Source organism: Waltera intestinalis, assembly GCF_009695995.1.
Taxonomy (GTDB): Bacteria; Bacillota; Clostridia; order Lachnospirales; family Lachnospiraceae; genus Acetatifactor; species Acetatifactor intestinalis.
In genome coordinates, this window is record NZ_VUMU01000022.1 from 1 (window position 1) to 20,451 (window position 20,451).

The following is a 20,451-nucleotide window of genomic DNA, read 5'->3' on the forward strand; positions in this document are numbered from 1 at the left end:
TACCCTAAATGCCCATTATACAAGTCCTGCCATAATCCGCAGTATCTATGATGCCTTGGATAAAATGGGATTTGAAAAAGGAAATGTGCTGGAGCCGGCAATGGGTATCGGAAATTTCTTCGGAATGCTGCCGGAGAAGATGCAGGAGAGCAGACTTTACGGCGTGGAGCTTGACGGCGTTACGGGAAGGATTGCAAAGCAGCTATATCCGAATGCCGACATTAAAATCACAGGCTTTGAAAAGACAGATTATCCGAACGATTTCTTTGATGTGGCAATCGGAAATGTGCCATTCGGACAGTATAAGGTGGCGGATAAACAGTATGACAAGCAGAATTTTTTAATCCATGACTATTTCTTTGCAAAGACCTTGGATAAGGTTCGCCCCGGCGGTGTAGTTGCCTTTGTTACCAGCAAGGGAACAATGGACAAGAAAAGTCCGGAAGTCAGAAAATACCTTGCCCAGAGAGCAGAGCTTCTGGGTGCGGTCAGACTGCCCAACACAGCATTTAAGGAAAACGCCGGAACAGAGGTCACTTCTGATATTTTGTTCTTAAAGAAGCGTGACCGTGTGATGGATTTGGAGCCGGACTGGGTGCATCTGTCAGAGGATGAGAACGGCATTGCCATGAACAGTTATTTTGCCGAACACCCGGAGATGATTGTGGGGAAAATGGAAATGGTCAGCGGACCGTATGGCATGGAAAGTACCTGTATGCCCGATACTACGAGACCATTTGCACAGCAGCTACAGGAAGCAGTAAGCCATATTGACGGAGAGATAGAAGCAGTGGAGCTGGATGAGCTGGCAGATGAGCTTGCGGATGCCACCATTCCGGCGGACCCGGATGTTAAGAATTACAGCTACACTCTTGTGGACGATAGGGTGTATTACCGTGAAAATTCCATTATGAAGCCTGTGGATATGTCAGCTTCCATGCAGGAACGTATCAAGGGCATGGTGGGTATCCGAAATTGTACGCAGGAGCTTATCAATCTGCAATTAGAGGAATATCCGGATACGGTAATCAAGGAAAAGCAGGCGGAGTTAAACAGCTTATACGATGCTTTTTCCAAGAAACATGGCTTGATCAACTCACAGATCAATAAAAGAGCATTTAATCAGGACAGCAGCTATTGTTTGTTGTGTTCTCTTGAAAAATTGGACGATGAGGGCAATTTCAAGGGCAAAGCGGATATGTTCACGAAGCGTACCATTAAAAAGGCAGAGGTTGTCACAAGTGTGGATACGGCAAGTGAAGCACTGGCAGTGTCCTTATCGGAAAAAGCAAGGGTTGACCTTGACTATATGGCAGAGTTGACCGGAAAAGATGTGGATACGGTAAAGGAGGAGCTGACTGGAATTATATTTCAGAATCCATTGACGGATCAATGGGAAACTGCGGATGAGTATCTGAGTGGAAATGTCCGTGACAAACTGGAAACAGCAAAGGTCTATGCAGAAAGTCACCCGGAATATGCCGTGAATGTGCAGGCGCTCACACAGGTACAGCCGAAGGAGCTGGATGCCAGCGAGATTGAGGTGCGTATCGGTGCCACATGGATTGACCCGAAGTATATCGAGGATTTTATGCGGGAAACCTTTGAAACACCACAGCATTTGTTAGACAGGAATGTCGTGGGAGTCCAGTATTCCGATGTGACAGGACAATGGAACATAAAGGGCAAAAATGCAGATTACGGTAATTCCCTTGTAAATATGACCTATGGTACAAGCCGGAGAAATGCCTATACCATTTTGGAGGATTCCCTGAACTTAAAGGACAGCCGTGTTTACGATACCATAGAGGAGGAAGGTAAGGAAAAGAGGGTACTGAATAAAAAGGAAACCACCATTGCATCGCAGAAGCAGGAAGCCATAAGGGAAGCATTTAAGGACTGGGTGTTCCGAGATCCGGAACGCAGACAGGTACTTGTGGCAAAATACAACCAGCTTTTCAATTCCACAAGACCAAGGGAATATGACGGTTCACATCTGAAATTCCCTGGTATGACACCGGATATTGAGTTAAAGCCTCACCAGAAAAATGCGGTGGCTCATGTACTTTACGGAGACAATACCCTGCTTGCGCATTGTGTGGGAGCCGGAAAGACTTTTGAAATGACAGCGGCAGCCATGGAGAGTAAGCGTCTTGGATTATGTCAAAAGAGCTTATTTGTGGTTCCGAACCATTTGACAGAGCAGTGGGCAAGTGATTTTTTACGGTTATATCCCGGAGCCAATATCCTTGCTGCAACAAAGAAAGACTTTGAGCCTGCCAACCGTAAGAAATTCTGTTCCAGAATCGCTACGGGAGATTATGATGCGGTTATTATCGGGCATAGTCAGTTTGAGAAAATTCCGCTTTCACAGGAAAGACAGGTAGCCATTATTGAAAGGCAGATTGATGAGATAGAGCTTGCCATTGCACAGGCAAAAGCCGACAACGGGGAACGTTACACCATTAAGCAGATGGAGAAATCAAGAAAATCACTTCTTACAAGGCTTGAAAAGCTGAATGATGCATCAAGGAAAGATAATGTAGTGACCTTTGAGCAGCTTGGCGTGGACAGGCTTTTCGTGGATGAGAGCCATAATTACAAAAATCTGTTTCTTTATACCAAGATGCGAAATGTGGCGGGAATCGCACAGTCAGAGGCACAGAAATCCTCGGATATGTTTGCAAAGTGTCAGTATCTTGATGAATTGACAGGCGGTAAGGGTGTAACTTTTGCGACAGGTACGCCGATTTCAAACAGTATGACAGAGCTTTATACCAATATGCGTTACCTTCAGTATGGTACGCTTCAGAAACTGGGACTGGGACATTTTGACAGTTGGGCATCCTCTTTTGGAGAAACGCAGACAGCCATAGAGCTTGCACCGGAGGGAACCGGATACCGGGCAAAGACGAGGTTTGCAAAGTTCTTTAATCTCCCGGAGCTGATTGCACTTTTTAAGGAGAGTGCGGATATTCAGACACCGGATATGTTAAATCTCCCTGTGCCGGAAGCAGAATATGAAAATGTGGTGTTAAAGCCAAGTGAATATCAAAAGGACATGGTGGCATCTTTGGCAGAAAGGGCAGAAGCCGTGCGTGACAGACAGGTACAGCCCTATGAGGACAATATGCTCAAAATTACCAATGACGGTAGAAAACTGGCATTAGACCAGAGACTTATCAACGATATGCTGCCAGATGATGAAAATTCAAAGGCAAGCACCTGTGTGGAAAAGGCATTTGAAATATGGGAGCAGACAAAGGAGCAGAAATCAACGCAGCTTATTTTCTGTGACCTGTCAACACCGAAAGGAGATGGTACATTTAATGTTTATGAGGACATCCGCAACAAGCTGATCGAAAAGGGTGTCCCACCGGAAGAAATCGCATTTATACATGAAGCAAATACGGAGCTTAGGAAAGCGGAGCTGTTCGGGAAAGTAAGAAGCGGACAGGTCCGTTTTTTGCTTGGTTCCACACAGAAGATGGGAGCCGGAACCAATGTGCAGGACAGACTTATCGCACTGCACCACCTAGATGTGCCTTGGCGTCCTTCTGACATTGAACAGCAGGAGGGGCGTATTTTACGACAGGGCAACCTTAATCCGAAGGTCAAGATTTTCCGCTATGTGACAGAAGGAACCTTTGACAGTTATTCGTGGCAGCTCATTGAGAACAAGCAGAAATTTATCGGTCAGATCATGACAAGCAAATCTCCGGTACGTTCCTGTGAGGATGTGGATGAAGCAGCACTTACTTATGCGGAGGTCAAGGCTCTGGCAACAGGAAATCCCTACATCAAGGAAAAGATGGACCTCGATATTCAGGTTTCAAAACTGAAACTTATGAAAGCAAACCATACCAGTCAGAAATACCGACTGGAGGACAACATCGCAAAGCATTATCCTCAGCAGATCACGATTTTAAAGGAGCGTATCAGCGGGATGCAGGCAGACATTCAGGCTGCGAAAGCCAACCTTCCGGTGGATAAAGAGCAGTTTTCCATGAAAGTGGGGGACAAGCTCTATACGGATAAAAAAGAAGCCGGAACAGCCCTTGTGGAGATGTGCAAAGAAATAAAAACAGTCAATGCCCCTGCGGTCATTGGCGAATATGCAGGTTTTAAGATGGCAGTATCTTTTGATGCGTTCAACCACAAATTTGTGATGAACCTGAAAGGTCAGCTTTCCCACAATCTGGAAGTCGGTTCAGACCCGATTGGAAATATTGCCCGTATCAACCATGCACTGGAATCCATGCCAAAGCAACTCATGGAAGCACAGACAAAACTTGAAACTGTGGAGCATCAGCTTGAAACCGCAAAGGTGGAGGTAACCAAGCCTTTTGCGCAGGAAGCGGAGCTTGCAGAGAAGTTAGAGCGTCTGTCTGCATTAAATGCCCTGCTTAACATGGATGAAAAGGGGAATGACGGGATTGATATGGATGATGAGCCGGAAGCTCCAAAGAGTGAAAAAGAGGTTGCAGACCGTCCGGCGAAGAATATTCCGATTGCAGAGAAAGCAGTGGGTACAGAGCAGGATAAGGGCATCAGACAGTATGCGGATACACCTGCAGAAAGAGTGTCCCTGAAGGCGAAGTTGGAGGTGATGAAAGCAAAGGTTGCAGGAGCAGAAAAGCCGGGCAAACAGATGGACAAAGGAAAAGAGGTGACTATATAACCGAAAAGCACACTACAAAAAATTCACAAAAATTTTGTTGCAAAAGCCGGGATAACATCATAAAATATAGTTGAAGAAGTATGAATAAGAGAAGATAAGCCACACTAATAAAGGAGGTGTTTTTATGGCAACTTCAAGTATCACTAAGAATTTTATCATATCCGGTCAGAAACAGGTGGAGATGTTTGCTGATGCGATTGAAGCATCTGCCAAAAACCGTCCTGTACGTGTTCCGGTATCCGCAAGGGAAATAACGGAAGAAGCGGAATTGATAGAATTTATGGAAAAATGGGAGAAGGCAAATGTTGGAAACAAATAAATTTTCTGTTATCAACATACGGCGATATCTCAATAGTGATAACCCAAAACTCGGAGAGAGCAGGCTTCTTCAAGTTCTCTCCGGTTTTTCTTGTCCGAAGAACCCGGATGTTGAACGCTTTCTAAAGAAAAGCTCCATAGAATTTACAAAAAAGAACCAGTCTGTTACATATCTTGTCTTTGATGTAAGCAGCATGGAATTGGTAGGATATTTTACCATAGCATTGAAGCCGCTGACAGTCAGAGGTGAAACAGTAAGTAATACAGTTAAAAAGAAGCTGATGCGTGTCAGTGAGCTGGACGAACAGTCACAAACATATACAATGTCAGCATATTTAATTGCGCAGCTTGGAAAGAATTTCAAAAATGGAGCAGAAAAAAAGATTACTGGTGAGGAATTGCTTGAACTTGCTTGGGACATTGTTGAAAAGATGCAGTACATGGGTGGTGGAATGGTAACCTTTCTGGAAGCAGAGAACAGTGAGAGGTTGCTGTCATTCTATCAGGCGAACCGTTTCCAGACATTTGATACCCGGCAGACCGCAACGGATTCGGAAGAACCTCATGAGCTTGTGCAGCTTTTAAGGTTGCTCTAAAAGCAAACTAAATATTAACCATAAAGGTGTATGGAAAAAGAGAAATCAAGTCCATACACTTTTTTTTATTTTAAGATACCGTCTTGTGAATTTGCAGGGCGGTATTTTTGCGTTTGAAAAGGAGAATAATTATGGCAGACGAAAGAACAGAAAAACAAAAGGTACAGGAAATTACAGACAAGTTGGAGGAAGGATTAAAGGAACTTTTTGAGAGTGAAAAGTACAAGACATATCTTTCCACCATGTCAAAATTTCATAATTACAGCTTTAACAACACTTTACTTATCGCCATGCAAAAGCCGGAAGCAACGCTTGTAGCTGGATATAAAGCATGGCAGAAAAATTTTGAAAGACACGTCAATAAAGGAGAAAAGGCAATCCGTATTCTTGCCCCGGCTCCTTATAAAATCAAAGAGGAACGGGATAAATTAGACCCTGTGACCGGAGAGATGATGTTTGATGAAAACGGTATGCCTCAAAGGGAGCAGGTAGAGGTCACGATTCCGGCGTTTCGTGCCGTGTCTGTATTTGATGTATCACAGACAGATGGAAAGCCAATTCCGGAACTGGAAGCACAGGAGCTTTTATCAACAGTGGAGGGATATGAGGACTTTGTGCAGGCACTTATGAATGTTGCCCCGGTTCCTATTGGCTTTGAGGATATTCCCGGCGATTCCAAAGGATATTTCCATACAGAGGAAAAGCGGATTGCGGTGCAGGAGAATATGAGTGAGAGCCAGACATTAAAGACAATGGTGCATGAAGTAGCTCATTCCATGCTTCACAATAAGGAAATCAATCGGGATGATTTGATGGAGGCACCTGCAAAGGATAGAAATACAAAAGAAGTAGAAGCAGAAAGCGTTGCCTATACTGTATGCCAGCATTTTGGCATAGAAACCTCGGATTATTCTTTTGGTTATATTGCAGGGTGGAGCAGTGGTAAGGATATGAAGGAACTGAAATCTTCCCTGGACACCATACGAAAGACGGCATCTGAGCTTATTACAGGAATTGAAGGAGCGTTACAGGAATTGCAGCTAAATCGTGCCATAGAGAAGGAACAGAGTAAAGAGTGTATCCTGCTGATACAGAATGAGGATTTGACGGAGTTCAGCCTTGTCAATGTCCGTGGAATGGATACGCAGGAGCTTGTGGCTGCTCTTACTAACATGAGTGAGGATGATAAACTCAGTATACAGGCATACTTGGAAAGTAAAGGTGCATGGACTACAGAGCTTGGCAATGAGAAATCAAGAGAATTTGAGGAATATCATCTTGATGTTCGTTACAATCTTGATACAGATGAGATTATTGATGTGAAAGCAAAAATAGCAGAACAGATTGACAGTAATCTTTCGGTTATGGAGCAGGCAGAGCAGCTTATCCATCAATTGGAAGCGGAGAAAACCATATTTACATCAGATGAGCGTAACTTGATTGTAAATTATGCTTATAAGCTTGATGATATGGACAAGACAAGGGAGCTTGCAGAAAAGCTGGCATATCAGCTTGAATATTCACAGCAAGATGTGGGTCTGACTATCATAGATGCACAGGCAGAGATTGATGCACTTCCAGACCCGATAATTGGTCTGTCTGAAATGCGGGAGTACGGTTATACATGGAATAAAATGCTGCCATTGACGCAGGAGAAAGCATTGGAATTGTTTGACCATGACTTGCCTGTGTATCTGTTACACAATGACGGTTCGGAAACCACGGTAGAAGATAGAAAACAGATTACGGAGCATGAAGGAATTTTTGGCATTGAAAAAGGTGATTGGGAAAATGAAAGAAAACTTCGTTCCATGCAGGCTGAACTTTCGGACAATGAAATAAATAAAGAAGCACAGCTTTTGTATAGCAGCTCTGACAAGTATGGTATTTATCAGTTGAAGCATAATCCGGAACTGGATCATCTGCGGTTTGAGGGTACAGAGTCTTTAAAGCGTATGGGTATTACGAAGGACAATTTTGATGCTATCAAGCCGGATAATTATGAACTGATTTATGTAGGAGAGCTGTCTGAACTGCAAAAGCAGACAGAGGGCGAAACGCTGGAAGCAATCTATGAGAAATTCAATATAGACCACCCGGAAGATTACAGAGGGCATTCACTGTCTGTCAGTGATATTGTGGTCCTACATCAGAATGGGGAAAACAGTGCCCATTTTGTGGATTCTTTTGGATTTACCGGACTTCCTGATTTTATTCAGACATTGGAGGGAGTAAAAGAGCAGGAAGCGGAGATTGACACCTCTGGACAGGATGTCCATAAGTCAGAGCTGGAGAAACAGGAGAAGGAAACTTCGGACAACACGTTGGAAGATGGGGATGAAATCATTGACCTTGGTGATGAAAAGGAACAGGTGCTTGCAGATATGAAAAAGTCCTTGGAGATTGGGGAAGAAACCGAACTTGCCTTTCAGATTGCAGACCGCTATATCAGTATCCAAGAGGTGGATGGAGGCTATGATTATTCCATTATGGGAGCTGATTATAAGGAGATTGACGGTGGAGTTTATGACAATCCGGATGTGACAATTAGGGAGGCACTGACAGACATCATAGATGATTTGAAATCCGCTCCAGACCATAACGGAGCGAAAGGGAGTATTAAGGAAAAGGATGAGCTGATACCGATTGATTATGATGGATTGATGGAAAAGGTTGAGAAAGCCAACGAAGTTGTACCAAAAAATCAAGAGAGTAGCATCATAATGGATTTTAGGGCGAAGACCAATGAAATGTTCCATGATATTAGTGAAATGAATCCGGCAGAAATTGAAGAAACAATAAAATGCCATGTGCAGGCAAAGCTTGATGAGTACGATATTGATGCCACAATTATTGATGCAGTTGTTGTAGGAAGTAGGTGTAGAGGTTTGGAGAAGGACAGCTCTGATCTTGATGTGGTAGTGGAACTTTCTACGAATGAGAGAGAGGATGATTTATTCAATGCGTTTAATGAGGACGGGTTACATATCGGTGAGGTAAAGGTTGACATCAATCCGATTACTGCCCAACGTACCGGGACACTGGAAACGTATCTGCCACAGGCTGAGAAGTATCTGGAGAGCATCCGGCAGGAAAGGGCGCAGGAGCTGACACAACAGATGCAGACACAGGGCGAAATGGAGAAAGAAGAGGTTGAAGTAACATTGATGGTATCCGAGTGTGGAGAATTTCACAATTTGGGAGAATTTTATGAGAATATTCCCACAGTAGAGGAGGCAATTTCTATCTGGAAACAGATACCGCCAGAACGAATGCATGGTATTCCTGCAATCGGCATCAATGTTCACAGACCGGGCGAAGAAACCTATATGGATGACGAAGTTGATTTGTTATCCGGAAACCGAATTGATTTGGAGATATTAGAACATATCCCAAGCATAACCTGTGAACCAAAGGCTATGGAAGTCATTGCAGAGCTTGTGGCAAAGTTACCGGAAATGGAGATAGATGGTGTCATGTCTGAAGATATGGAAGCAAAGGTATGGGAGAAACGTATGCCGGATTTGGCACCTGCAGAACAGCTTGCTGTGGAAATTGACCGTTTCAGCCATGATTATGATATTTATTCCTACCGCAACAACAACCCAAATATGACGGAAAGCGTGTCAGAGATTTCCGAGATGATAGTTCAAGGGAATACGGAGCCTATTACAGACTGGTTGAGCGAGGTTATTTCTGAGGGTGCTTTGCCGGATGAAATGCAAAGGGCAAAATCATTACTGAATAAATTGGCAGAGTACAAGCCCCTTGCCAAGATTGAGGAAATGGAAGAACAGAATTATAACATGATTGACAATGTGCTGAATAATGGTGCAGAGAAAGCACAGAGGGAAGCAAACAAAAAGGAGCAGGAACAACCTGCGATAAAAGTTTCCTTAAAAGCTCGATTGGCTGAGAAAAAAGCACAGGTAGCTGGTTCTGGACAGGAACATGAAATGCAGGAAAATAAAAAGGACAAACAGAGGGAGATATAAGCGATGAATAATAAATTTACAGTAGAGGAAATAAATTTAATCTGCATTTTTGAGAGTAGGAGCAGGACAAAGGTTATACAGGACATCAGTGAGGTCATGAACTATCTTGTTGATGATGAAATGATTGAGTTGTCATCAAAAGTGATTATAAAACTGAAAAATATGTCGGATGAGGATTTTTCAGAGTTGAAGTTTGTTGCAGTAGAGTAAAATAGAGATGGTGGCAGAGCATAGCATAGGCTGTGTTCTGCCTTTTTTAGTGAACAGTGAATGAGTTAAACAGTAAAAATTACACAACTATGACACAACTATGATGTATAATAATTTTGTAGATTGGAGGGCATTCTGGTGAGAATTTTAATTGTAGAAGATGATGAAGCAATTGCAAATTTATTATATATGGATTTAAGAGATGAAGGTTATCAATGTGTAAATGCCTATGATGGGAAGCAGGCGGCAGATTTATTGGAGGAGAATACGGATTTTGATTTAATACTTTTAGACATTATGCTGCCTGAAATTGATGGATATGAATTACTGGAATACATAAAGCCAACAGAAATACCTGTCATTTTTCTGACGGCAAAAGGAACTGTAAATGATCGGATAAAGGGATTAAAAATGGGAGCGGATGATTATATTGTGAAACCATTTCAAAGCGGAGAAGTGATTGCTCGAATAGAAGCGGTCTTACGACGTTATGGGAAGAGCGAAAAACGGTTGAATTTTGCAGATGTAAAAGTGGATTTGGAGTCAAGGAAGGTATTTCAGGAAGGAAAAGAGATAGATTTGACAGTTAAGGAATTTGATCTGCTTGTAGAATTGATAAGAAATAAAAACATTGCCCAGTATCGGGATAAGTTATATGAAAAGATTTGGAATGAACCTTTTATGGGAGATACAAGAACGCTTGATACTCATATACAGCGATTAAGGAAAAAATTAGGCTGGGAAGATTACATTAAGACAGTATTCCGTATCGGCTATCGCCTGGAGGGATAGATTATGAAGCTGAGTACCAAAATTACCTTTTTTGTGACGATATTTTTCAGTGTGATATTTTTGCTGGGTGGATATACATTAATCTCTTACTATTATGAAACTTCCATGGAAAGAGAAGTAGAGGCTGCTGTGGAGCAGTATCAGTATAATAAATTTGTGGTACAGTCAACATTGATTACCAGAGGAGAAGAATGGTTTGAAGGTATTGCAAATGGAGAATATGATGTCAGCAATATTGCTTCGAATATGAATAATACTGTAGCATTTTATTCTCTTGATGGTTCCATACTGTTCTCTGAATTCCCGGCTGCTGTGGAGATTTCTGAACTGCTTGCGGATGTGGAAGTGGGGAAAGTAAGCTATCAGTTTCGCAAGATAAATAACCGTATGTATTTATTGATTGCCGGAAAGGTATCACAGGAAGATACCGGCATCTATTTGGTGACTGGAATAGACGTGGAAAGAGTTTTTGATCAGCAGGAACAAATGATTCAAAGATTCGGAGTTGTCTATGCGGTGGCTATTGGGGTTGGTGCATTATTGATTATTTTTTTATCAGCATTACTTACCCGTCCAATAAAGAAATTAACAGAAGTAACAAAAAAAATAGCCGATGGAAATTATCAGGAGAGAATTGAAGTTGCCAGCCGAGATGAAGTAGGTCAGCTTGCAAAAAATTTCAATCAAATGGCGGGAGCAATAGAGGAAAAAGTACAAGAACTATCCGATAGTGCCAGACAGAAAGAGGATTTTGTAGCAAACTTTGCACATGAACTGAAAACACCACTTACCTCAATCATAGGCTATGCGAATCGAATTTATCAAAAAGAACTAACAAGGGAGGAACAAAAACAGGCTGCGTGGTATATTTGGAATGAAGGTATGCGGTTAGAAGCATTATCCTTAAAATTGATGGACTTAGCTGTACTAAATCACAAGGAGTTTGTTTTACAGGAAATGCGCGCAGATATATTGCTTCAAGAGCTGGCAAAGGATGAGGAATATCTTATGTCAGAAAAAAATGTTCAGCTAAACTGTGATGCAGAACAGGCATATATCAGTGTGGAGTATGATTTATTTAAATCATTGCTTTTCAATCTGATTGATAATTCAATAAAAGCCGGAGCAGATCAGCTTCTGTTGAAGGGATATATTGATTCAGAAAAGTGTTATGTGATACAGCTGGAAGATAATGGAAGTGGTATTCCAGAAAATGAAATCAAGCGGATTACAGAAGCGTTTTATATGGTAGATAAGTCACGATCCAGAAAATTACATGGTGCAGGTATCGGACTCAGTCTGGCAGAAAAGATAGCCGAGATACACGGAAGCAGTCTGAAATTTGAAAGTGATGGAAAAAGTGGAACAAAGGTCAGTATATGTTTGAGCTGTAAAGGAGGCATGGCAGATGAATAAAGATAAGATATATACCTTGCTTGTATTCTTCCTGTCTTTTACAGTTGTAATTGGTGGATGGTTTTTGACGAAAGGAATGCTGAATTGCAAAGAAACTGAGATTCTTGATGTAAAAGGTCAGGTTTTCGTGGATGTGTCAGAAGCAGATAAAACCGGAAGTGATACAACAGTACAGGGAGACTTTGAAGGGGAAGTTTTATCAGAGGAAACAATGGCAGGGGTGTTGGCTGTGTGGGATGCCGGAGGACGAGAGGTGTATCATGAGCCAATGGCAGGACAGATGAATATGGAACAGGCAATCAAGGCTGGTAGAGATTGGATTAATACGTTGGCAGAAAATGATATTTTGCCTGTCGATTTGTTAGAATGCAGTTTTGAAAGTATAAATGCTGTATTATGTACATTGGATAGTCAGACATCATTAGAAAGGTCTCTCATAAGCTATTGGACGGTTACTTATAAAGAAAATGATATGGAAATTATTTTAAGAATTCATGCTGCAAGCGGACAAGTCTGGAAGGCAGATATTTCTATGAGTGAAGAGAAAATGGTGTATGGAACCTGTAGCGATGAGGAACTGCTTGCCATTGCATTCCCTTTTCTTACCGGAGACAATACAGAAGTCGGAATAGAAGATAACAAAATTTATAAGATTTCTGAGCGTGGAAAAGTATATGTAACATTAAAAAGGGATAAAGTTGTTGTAGATAAGCAGAAACCAGTGGCACGTATTCTGCTGAGCTTATGCACGGATGTTGAATAAAAATGGTCCATAAAAAAGCAAAACCGTTTACATGGGTTTTGCTTTTTTATGACCAGATTTTGCTTTGCCTTGAATTTCAGGTACATGAGCAACATCATTTTTGGAAATATGCGTCTTGTGGTTACTCTCAGTCCCATGTGGTTGCTTGGGATCGGGACGTCTCATTCCGGCTTTTGCCATAAATCATTTACCTCCATGTCTTTGCAGTATATATTTTCAGTATTCTAAAACAAAGCGAGTTTTATACATTCTCCAAATTTTTTGACAACTTAGACACATCTAGTTTGAAAGTAAGAGACAACTCCTTGCTATGATAATTTTGTAGGTGACATTTTTTGTTACCAGCAATCAATGATTGCTTTTCATTCATAGCAAGGAGGTTTTTTATTTATGCGTAAAAAAGCAACAACAATATGGGCGTTATTATTGTGCATTTCTTGTTTTTTTTGTGGCTGTGGACAGAACGAAGAAAATGTACAGCAGGGACAGAAACAGGATTATAGTACATCAAATGAAACAGAGGAACAGGAAACGGAGAGTTATGTGAAACCGGAAATGAAGGGGGAAATTACAATATCATGTTTTTATGAAGAGGAATTTCTGACTGCCGCAGCTGAGCAATTTATGAAACTCTATCCGGAAGTAACAGTAACAATCAATGCATATGATGGAACATCAGAGTCTGGAAGTGTGGAAGATTACCAGACATATCTTAATACCAAAATAATGACAGGAAAAGCGGAGGATATTATTTTTAATAGTTTTCTTCCGGTAACAAAATATAGTGAAATGGGAGCTTTTGAGGACTTGAGCAGATATATTTCACTGACACCTGAATTGAATGATGAAAATTATTTTATGAATGTACTACAGTCAGCAAAAGAGGAAAGCGGGAAAATCTATTTGATCCCGTATATGGCAAAATATGATGTAATTGGCTTTTCGGAGGAACTGTTGTCAGAGAATCCTGAAGTGGAGAAAAACATACAGAGTGCGAGTTTTTCAGAACGTATGGATATTGCAAAGGCACTTATTCAAAATACAGGCAAAAGCAATGCATATTTAATACAGTTGAATGAATTGTCGTATGCTGATTATTTAATTGAAGATGCTTTCCATGAATTTGTTGATGTAGAGAACAAAAAAGTAAATATAAATTCGGCTGCTTATATTAATTTAATAAAAGAGGTAAAAGAACTTTCGGAAAGCAATGCTTTTGGTTCCAATATCGATTTTTATAACACTGAGTATTACTATGCAGCAACGTGTGATTATGATGTTCAGGCTGCATTTTATGAATTAGATACACAGGCAGGTATGGCATACAGTATGCCGTTGGCTGACAAAGAGGGAAACGTGGCAATAAATGCAAATGCCTGTCTTGCACTCAATAGTGCGTCTGATAATAAAGATTTGGCATGGGAATTTATCAAATATTTATTATCAGAAGAAGTACAGTCACAGCCTTCTGTTCACGGGCTGGCAGTTAATAGAAAGGGATTTGAAGCTGCTGTGAAACGTTACTATAACTATTATACAGATAGTGGTAATAGCACGGTAGATCAAGAAGAATATAGAGAATTGCTGGAAAACTGGATGGAGCAGATCAATGACTGTGATACGGTGGATACTGACATTTGGACTTTGATAGAGGAAGAAAACGTTAAGTTTTTTCAAGGAGATCAAACCGCACAGGACACAGCTTCCATTCTTCAGAGAAAGATTGAGCAGTATTTCAATGAGTAAGGGAGATTAGAGGAATATGAGGAAAAAACTGATAGTAGCTCAAGTGATTTTGTTAATAGCAATGATATTTACAATTACAGCGTGTGAAAAAGAAAGCGGCACAGACATAAACTTTGAAAATATGCCAGTAATAAATACGGAAAATGCTGTTGATACCAATAATGGAACTGAAGTCGAAATAGATTTTTCATCAGAATCAGGGCAGGAAGATACACAATTGGAAGAAGATTCTAATGTAGAAAATGATGTGGATCAGGAGCCATTGGACTCAGGAGAGGAATCCTCCAAAGAGCAATCGATAACAGCACAGTCGATAGGGCAATCTGGGGAGCAAGCTACAAATCAGGAAAATGAACAATCACAGCAACAAGACCAAAATCCGGCAACACAATCTATACCAACAGTAACGATGAATGGGACAATTATATCTGTTGGTAATGGTGAATTTGTAATAAGGAAAGCAAATGTGATTAGCAGTGATGTAATGGTCAGTTCCGGAGAAGATGCTGAAAAAGTTTCTGTGATTTATGAGGATAATACGGAATTTGTAGTGTGTACTTCTTCAGATGGAGGTATTACCGCTAACTATGCTGCGGCTTCTTCTGCAAATTTGATTAGTGAGAAATTAGTGGAGCTACAAGGTGCGTATGAAGGGAATAGTTTTATGGCACAGAAAGTTACCATTTATAATTTTGAATAAATGGGAGGCTACTTTGAAGATAATTATTAGACGAAATTGGAATCAGATATTACCTTGGCTTATGTTAATAGTAAGCTTGACAGGTTTCTGCTTGTTTTACTTAGCCCCATTTATTGTGTCGTTTTTTTATTCTGTTGTGGATAATCCGATTCATGGAGCTTTTTGTGGGTTACAAAATTACAAAGAACTGTTCCGGAATCAATATTTTTTGAAAGGGTTGAAAAACACAGTTGTGTTTATGGCAATCAGTATCCCTCTTAATATGGTGTTATCCCTTGGAGTGGCACTGGTTATTCATAAAATGAAGCGGTATCCAAAATTCTTCAGCTTGATTTTTTTGATACCGTTGGCAATTCCCTCGGCAACATCAGCTTTCTTTTGGGAGAGTTTTTGGGGCGTACATGGAACATTTAATAAATTCCTAAGTGTTTTTGGGATAAGAGGAATTGATTGGTTAGACAGCAAATACAGCATGATGGCAATGGTCGTTATCTTTATATGGAAAAACATTGGATATAATATGGCTTTATATTTAAGTGGTTTGAGCAGTATTCCGGAGCAATATTATGAGTATGCAGATGTGGAAGGTGCAGGCTTTGTCTGGAAATTTAAGCATATTACATGGGTATACCTTATACCAACTTCATTTTTAGTGTTGATTATGACGTTCGTAAATTCTTTTAAGGTATTTAAAGAAATTTATATCATTACAGGAGAATATCCTCCGGATGGGCTATATGTATTGCAGCATTACATGAATAATATGTTCTTGTCATTGAACTATTCAAAGTTAGCCAGTGCGATTTATATTTTAACAATTGTTATTGTTCTATTTGTGGCTTGCCTGTTCCGTACTGAAAGAAAGCTGTCGAAGGATCTGCATTATTAGCCAGGCAGAAAGTGAGGAATCAGAATGAGTAAACAAAGAGTGCAAAGATGGAAATCACGATTTTGGTGGCTGCTGTTTCTGGCAATTACAGTAATTTATATGGCACCGCTTATTATTACATTTACAAATTCGTTTATGAGTAGCACAGAAGTGGAACGAAACTATAATGTTAGCGGAATGGAAGAAGGAAGTTATGTTGATATGAACCTCATTCCGGAAAAAGTAACATTGTCACAGTATGCAGAGCTTTTGTTTGACAGTCCGGTTTATTTAAATATGTTTTGGAATTCTGTCAAAATCACAGTTCCGATTGTAGTGGGGCAGATTATTGTATCAACATTGGCGGCGTATGCATTTACGGTTTTGAAATTTAAGGGAAAGGAGCTGTTATTTTTCCTTTATATCATAGTAATGCTTTTACCGCTGCAGGTAACATTGATGCCCAATTACATTGTTGCTGACTGGTTGGGCATTACTGACAGCTATCTGGCAATCATCTTGTCGGGAATCTTTAACCCGTTTGGTGTTTTTCTGTTAAGGCAGTTTATGAAAAGCTTGCCAGATGCCTATTTGGAGGCAGCGAAAATAGACGGAGCTGGAAATGGAAAAATTTTTATTTCCATAATCCTGCCAATGATAAAGCCGGGAATAGCGGCAACAGCAATGCTTACTTTATTGGATTACTGGAATCTGGTGGATCAGGCAATTATCTTTATACAGGATTCAGAAAAACAACCCTTATCTACCTTTCTGGCACAAATAAACAATGGCGATATAGGGTTGGCTTTTGCAGGTTCCTGTTTTTATGCTGTTCCGATGCTATTGGTATTACTTTATGGACAGGAACATTTAAAACAGGGAATTGCGATTACAGGAATTAAAGGTTAGAGCATATGAGAATATGTGAAAGGAAAAACAAAAATGAATCATAAAGAAAAAAAGAGAAATTTTGCTAAAGCATTTGGAATTTTTTTAGGTATTGTGTTAGTACTGACATTTTTTTCTGAATCTATTTATAATTATCGGCTTCCTGTTGTGAGTATTGCTACGCCAAAGCAGGGAAAATTGAGTTTTACTGTTGAGGATACAGCAGAAATTTCATATTCCCATGTGGACTCTGTGTACGCAGATGTCGATGGACGGGTAAAAGACGTTCTGGTGCAGGCAGGAGATGAGGTGCAAAAAGGGCAATGTCTTATGCAATTCGAAGTAGCAGAAACAGGGGAAATAAATGATATTGTTGCAGAAGATGATGGAGTCATTACTTCTGTGGGCGTGAAAAATGGAATGTATGTATCATCCATGCAAAATATAATCCTTTATGAAATAGCTGAAGTATCTGAAGAATGGACTGTCATAGTATTTGTGACGGATGAGCAGTTAGAATATGTTGGTAGGGATAGTATTGTAAATTTGCAGATTGAAGAACTAAATGAAAATTTTTCAGGGAAAATTCAATCTATTGTTTCTTATGCAGATCAGAGTAGAACAGGCTATCAGGTAGAAATTACAATAAATTCCTCAAATGCAGAAATCGCAGGGAAAAAGGCGAAGGTCACAATAAAAAAAGAAAGTGAACAGTATGATGCAATCATACCGGTAGCGGCTTTGAGAAAAGATTCTGTAGGATATTATGTTCTGGCATTGAAGAAAGAAGACAGTGTACTTGGAAATGGCTATGTTGCCCATAGAGTATCGGTTGATTTGTTAAATTCGGATGAAACATACTGTGCAGTGAGAGGTATTCCAACAGATGAAGCTGTCATCATAGCTTCTACCAGTGAAATCACAGATGGAAGTAAGGTATATTACGAAGGGGATGATGTGAAATGAGGAAATTATCGATAAAGCTGATTTTCTTACTTCTCATTGTTTTTAGCTCATGGCTTGTATGCTTCACAGTAGGAAAAAATGTGGAGCATTCTATGTGTGACGAGACATATATATTGTCTTTTCGGCAGAATAGTCGGCAGTTTTCAGAAAGTGATATAGCTGCATTTGAGCAGGAAGGTGTGCGCCTGACCTATGCGGGGTATCTTTATCCAGAGGTATCTAGCGGATTTAGGAAACAGAAAGCAACGGTTATTGCGACAAATGAAAATTTTCCCTATTTTACAAAAATGGATATAAAGGTAGGGGCTTTCTTTAATGGGATGCAGGAAGAAAGAGAATTGCGAGTGGCGGTACTGAACAAAACAGCAGCATACGATTTGTTTGGAAATGATAACTGCATTGGAGAAATAGTATTTCTCAATCGGGTATCATATGAAGTGATTGGAATTACAAATGAGAAAAGCAATACTGCAAAAATTTATATTCCATATCAGACAGTATCCGTTTTGACAACAGATAATACAGCGTGTAATCAAATATGGTGCCATTTTAGTAATATTGCCGAAGCATCATTGATGATAGGTAAAGCAGGATTTTCAATGGAAGATTTTGATATTCAGGAAATAAATCTATTCAAAAAGGTATTTTGTTTGAGATTTTATCTTCCACTTGTTATTGCATGTATTGGAATAGCACTTTTCTTTTGGAAAAAAATTAGGCTGAATGTAAAATTTTTAAGAGCCAATCAGGTGTTAGATAAGAAGAGGATGTTTGACAATCTGTTACAAGCGATTATATGCTTAACAGTTTTGATGATTGTAATAAGAATTATTCAGATGGCATGGTGTATACCACCATATTATTACTTGGCAGAAAAAAGAGGTATGAATTTTATATATGCTGTTCTGGATTTTTATGCATTAGCGAGAATGAACATCGATGAAATGTCTTTTTGGGGACATTGGAATTTGCTGTCATTATTTTGTTTGTTTGTATGCTTTATTGGAATGTTAGAAATAGAAAAAAATAAGAAGGAGAACAAAATGGGATATAACAAAATTACAGATGAAAGATTAGATGAGATTATCAAGAGTGCATTGAAAGATACAGTTGATCACTTAGATGTATCGGAGAGGTTAAAGGAGAAAATTGATAAAGAAATTGTGAATAGAAAATATAAGCAAAATCTCGGATATTTTGAACAGAACATAACAATTAACCTTGCTACTATGTGCCTTAATTTGTATGAGAGTTTAGAGAGTAGAGTAACAGACAAAGCACTTAAAATGAAGTGTTTGCCAAGTGATGATGCTTTTGAACAGAACATAACAATAAGCAATTATATGTATTCTGCTTTAGATGTATTAATTTTGGAGTTGGTATCAATATTTGGATCTGCTAATACGGAAATTATTTTTTGTACGAACAGAAATAGCATTTCTGTAAAGGGAATAAATGTTCTCCACAAAGATTTAGAAGAATTGTTTAAAGAAGATGATAGAAAGTATCTGATTGCAGGGAATAGGTTAGGGGTGACCATGGCTTATTTAAACCTTTGTGATATTAACATTATGGTTTTGGATGGGTATGAAGTAATAATAAAATTTTGTGACTAGAATATAAAATACAACGGTTAGTATTCCCAAGGTACTAACCGTATGTAAGAAAAAAACAATATCAAATTTGAAGAGAAAACATAAAAAGTGCTTTGATAATCAGAAAATCAATTGCTTTGTATGAGGTTCATTGATTTCCTTATTGAGTTAGATGGTCTTGCTTGCGCAATAATTCAAGAAAATAGCGAACCATAGGTAATAAATCATTAGCTTCCTGTTCCGTGCAATCATTTATTAAGGTCATGAGCTTTTGAAGATTCGGTGTCTGGTTGTTGCTATCTGGGTAGAAAATATTATCTGCTGGTATCTTAAGATATGTAATCAATGGATACAGCTTCTCAAATTTCGGATTACCACGTCCGGCTTCGATGTTCAATATTGTGCGTTGATCTAGATTAAGAATTTCTGCCAGCTTTTCCTGTGAAAGACCGAGTTCTGTACGGGCTTCACGTACTGCGTTGGCAAGATTTTGTTTTATATCCTGCATTGTAATTCACCTCGATTGTAGTTTACATTACACATCGGCATGAGTGAATTGCATTGGAATACAGAGTGAATATGGAGTACAGTACATGATAAAACATAAGTGGAAAATACGAGAAAAAAGAATATCAGTAGAAAAAGTAGCAAGAACTTACTACACACATCAAGGTGTATCGTAATGAAGTTAAAAACTTCAATTCGATACACCTTTTTTGATGGGCAAAATCAGAGAGTAGTTTGGTTCTTTTCCGGTTTTCTGTCATTAGTCTGCTGAACTGACGAACTGCGGTTAAGATATTGATTCAGATTATCTAATTTTCTGTTGAGAGCATTGATTTCTTTCTCAGCAGATTTATAGGTTTTCTGTAAGGTTTCTTTCTTCGAATACAAAGAATTGTATTCGTTACGGAGCT

16 protein-coding genes and 1 pseudogene are annotated in these 20,451 nt (G+C 39.6%); 14 read left to right on the plus strand and 3 right to left on the minus strand.

Annotation, left to right across the window (positions count from 1 at the left end; genetic code table 11):
- From FYJ59_RS13310 to FYJ59_RS13345, 8 genes are all read left to right on the plus strand, one after another.
- Positions 1 to 4,681 (plus strand): DEAD/DEAH box helicase family protein (locus FYJ59_RS13310; RefSeq protein WP_205839552.1); only part of this gene is annotated, 4,681 nt, incomplete at its 5' end.
- A gap of 124 nt (positions 4,682 to 4,805) precedes the next feature.
- The gene (locus FYJ59_RS13315; protein ID WP_002582171.1) at positions 4,806 to 5,000 is read left to right on the plus strand and encodes a hypothetical protein; all 195 of its coding nucleotides are present in this window, start codon (positions 4,806 to 4,808) and stop codon (positions 4,998 to 5,000) included.
- Positions 4,984 to 5,595, plus strand: coding sequence for a hypothetical protein (locus FYJ59_RS13320; RefSeq protein ID WP_002582170.1), 612 nt, complete (start codon positions 4,984 to 4,986; stop codon positions 5,593 to 5,595). Before FYJ59_RS13315 ends, FYJ59_RS13320 begins: the two co-directional genes overlap by 17 nt.
- A gap of 131 nt (positions 5,596 to 5,726) precedes the next feature.
- Positions 5,727 to 9,590 (plus strand): YodL domain-containing protein, encoded by a 3,864-nt coding sequence (locus FYJ59_RS13325; protein ID WP_154498712.1) that lies wholly within the window; start codon positions 5,727 to 5,729, stop codon positions 9,588 to 9,590.
- 3 nt (positions 9,591 to 9,593) lie between these two features.
- Positions 9,594 to 9,800 carry a transposon-transfer assisting family protein gene (locus FYJ59_RS13330; protein ID WP_154498714.1) on the plus strand — a complete coding sequence of 69 codons (207 nt, stop codon included), beginning with the start codon at positions 9,594 to 9,596 and terminating at the stop codon, positions 9,798 to 9,800.
- Between the two features lie 135 nt (positions 9,801 to 9,935).
- Positions 9,936 to 10,592 carry a response regulator transcription factor gene (locus tag FYJ59_RS13335; RefSeq protein ID WP_154498740.1) on the plus strand — a complete coding sequence of 219 codons (657 nt, stop codon included), beginning with the start codon at positions 9,936 to 9,938 and terminating at the stop codon, positions 10,590 to 10,592.
- A gap of 3 nt (positions 10,593 to 10,595) precedes the next feature.
- A complete protein-coding gene (locus tag FYJ59_RS13340; RefSeq protein ID WP_154498716.1) occupies positions 10,596 to 12,008 on the plus strand; it encodes a sensor histidine kinase in 1,413 nt (470 codons plus the stop codon).
- The gene (locus tag FYJ59_RS13345; RefSeq protein ID WP_154498720.1) at positions 12,001 to 12,771 is read left to right on the plus strand and encodes a hypothetical protein; all 771 of its coding nucleotides are present in this window, start codon (positions 12,001 to 12,003) and stop codon (positions 12,769 to 12,771) included. The genes FYJ59_RS13340 and FYJ59_RS13345 overlap by 8 nt, the downstream gene beginning before the upstream one ends.
- 27 nt (positions 12,772 to 12,798) lie before the next feature.
- On the opposite strand, the gene FYJ59_RS13970 is transcribed toward FYJ59_RS13345, so the two are convergent.
- Positions 12,799 to 12,951: a hypothetical protein gene (locus tag FYJ59_RS13970; RefSeq protein WP_205839553.1), complete on the minus strand. Its 153-nt coding sequence runs from the start codon at positions 12,949 to 12,951 to the stop codon at positions 12,799 to 12,801.
- Positions 12,952 to 13,161: 210 nt separating this feature from the next.
- On the opposite strand from FYJ59_RS13970, the gene FYJ59_RS13350 reads away from it, so the two are divergent.
- Genes FYJ59_RS13350 through FYJ59_RS13375 form a run of 6 tightly spaced genes read left to right on the plus strand, consistent with a single transcriptional unit; the run spans position 13,162 to position 19,555 of the window.
- On the plus strand, positions 13,162 to 14,517 hold the full coding sequence (locus FYJ59_RS13350; protein WP_154498722.1) for an ABC transporter substrate-binding protein: 1,356 nt from the start codon (positions 13,162 to 13,164) through the stop codon (positions 14,515 to 14,517).
- A gap of 16 nt (positions 14,518 to 14,533) precedes the next feature.
- Positions 14,534 to 15,217 (plus strand): hypothetical protein, encoded by a 684-nt coding sequence (locus tag FYJ59_RS13355; RefSeq protein WP_154498724.1) that lies wholly within the window; start codon positions 14,534 to 14,536, stop codon positions 15,215 to 15,217.
- Positions 15,218 to 15,230: 13 nt separating this feature from the next.
- Positions 15,231 to 16,106 carry a carbohydrate ABC transporter permease gene (locus FYJ59_RS13360; RefSeq protein WP_205839554.1) on the plus strand — a complete coding sequence of 292 codons (876 nt, stop codon included), beginning with the start codon at positions 15,231 to 15,233 and terminating at the stop codon, positions 16,104 to 16,106.
- Positions 16,107 to 16,130: 24 nt separating this feature from the next.
- Positions 16,131 to 16,994: a carbohydrate ABC transporter permease gene (locus FYJ59_RS13365; protein ID WP_154498729.1), complete on the plus strand. Its 864-nt coding sequence runs from the start codon at positions 16,131 to 16,133 to the stop codon at positions 16,992 to 16,994.
- 33 nt (positions 16,995 to 17,027) lie between these two features.
- Entirely contained in the window at positions 17,028 to 17,939 is a 912-nt protein-coding gene (locus FYJ59_RS13370; protein ID WP_154498731.1) for an efflux RND transporter periplasmic adaptor subunit, read from the plus strand.
- A complete protein-coding gene (locus FYJ59_RS13375) occupies positions 17,936 to 19,555 on the plus strand; it encodes an ABC transporter permease (RefSeq protein WP_154498735.1) in 1,620 nt (539 codons plus the stop codon). The genes FYJ59_RS13370 and FYJ59_RS13375 overlap by 4 nt, the downstream gene beginning before the upstream one ends.
- 139 nt (positions 19,556 to 19,694) lie before the next feature.
- Here FYJ59_RS13375 and FYJ59_RS13380 read toward each other — a convergent pair whose 3' ends face one another.
- Positions 19,695 to 20,042 carry a helix-turn-helix transcriptional regulator gene (locus FYJ59_RS13380; protein WP_154498738.1) on the minus strand — a complete coding sequence of 116 codons (348 nt, stop codon included), beginning with the start codon at positions 20,040 to 20,042 and terminating at the stop codon, positions 19,695 to 19,697.
- A gap of 221 nt (positions 20,043 to 20,263) precedes the next feature.
- Positions 20,264 to 20,451 (minus strand): annotated as a pseudogene (locus tag FYJ59_RS13975) (relaxase/mobilization nuclease domain-containing protein); the annotation flags it as partial.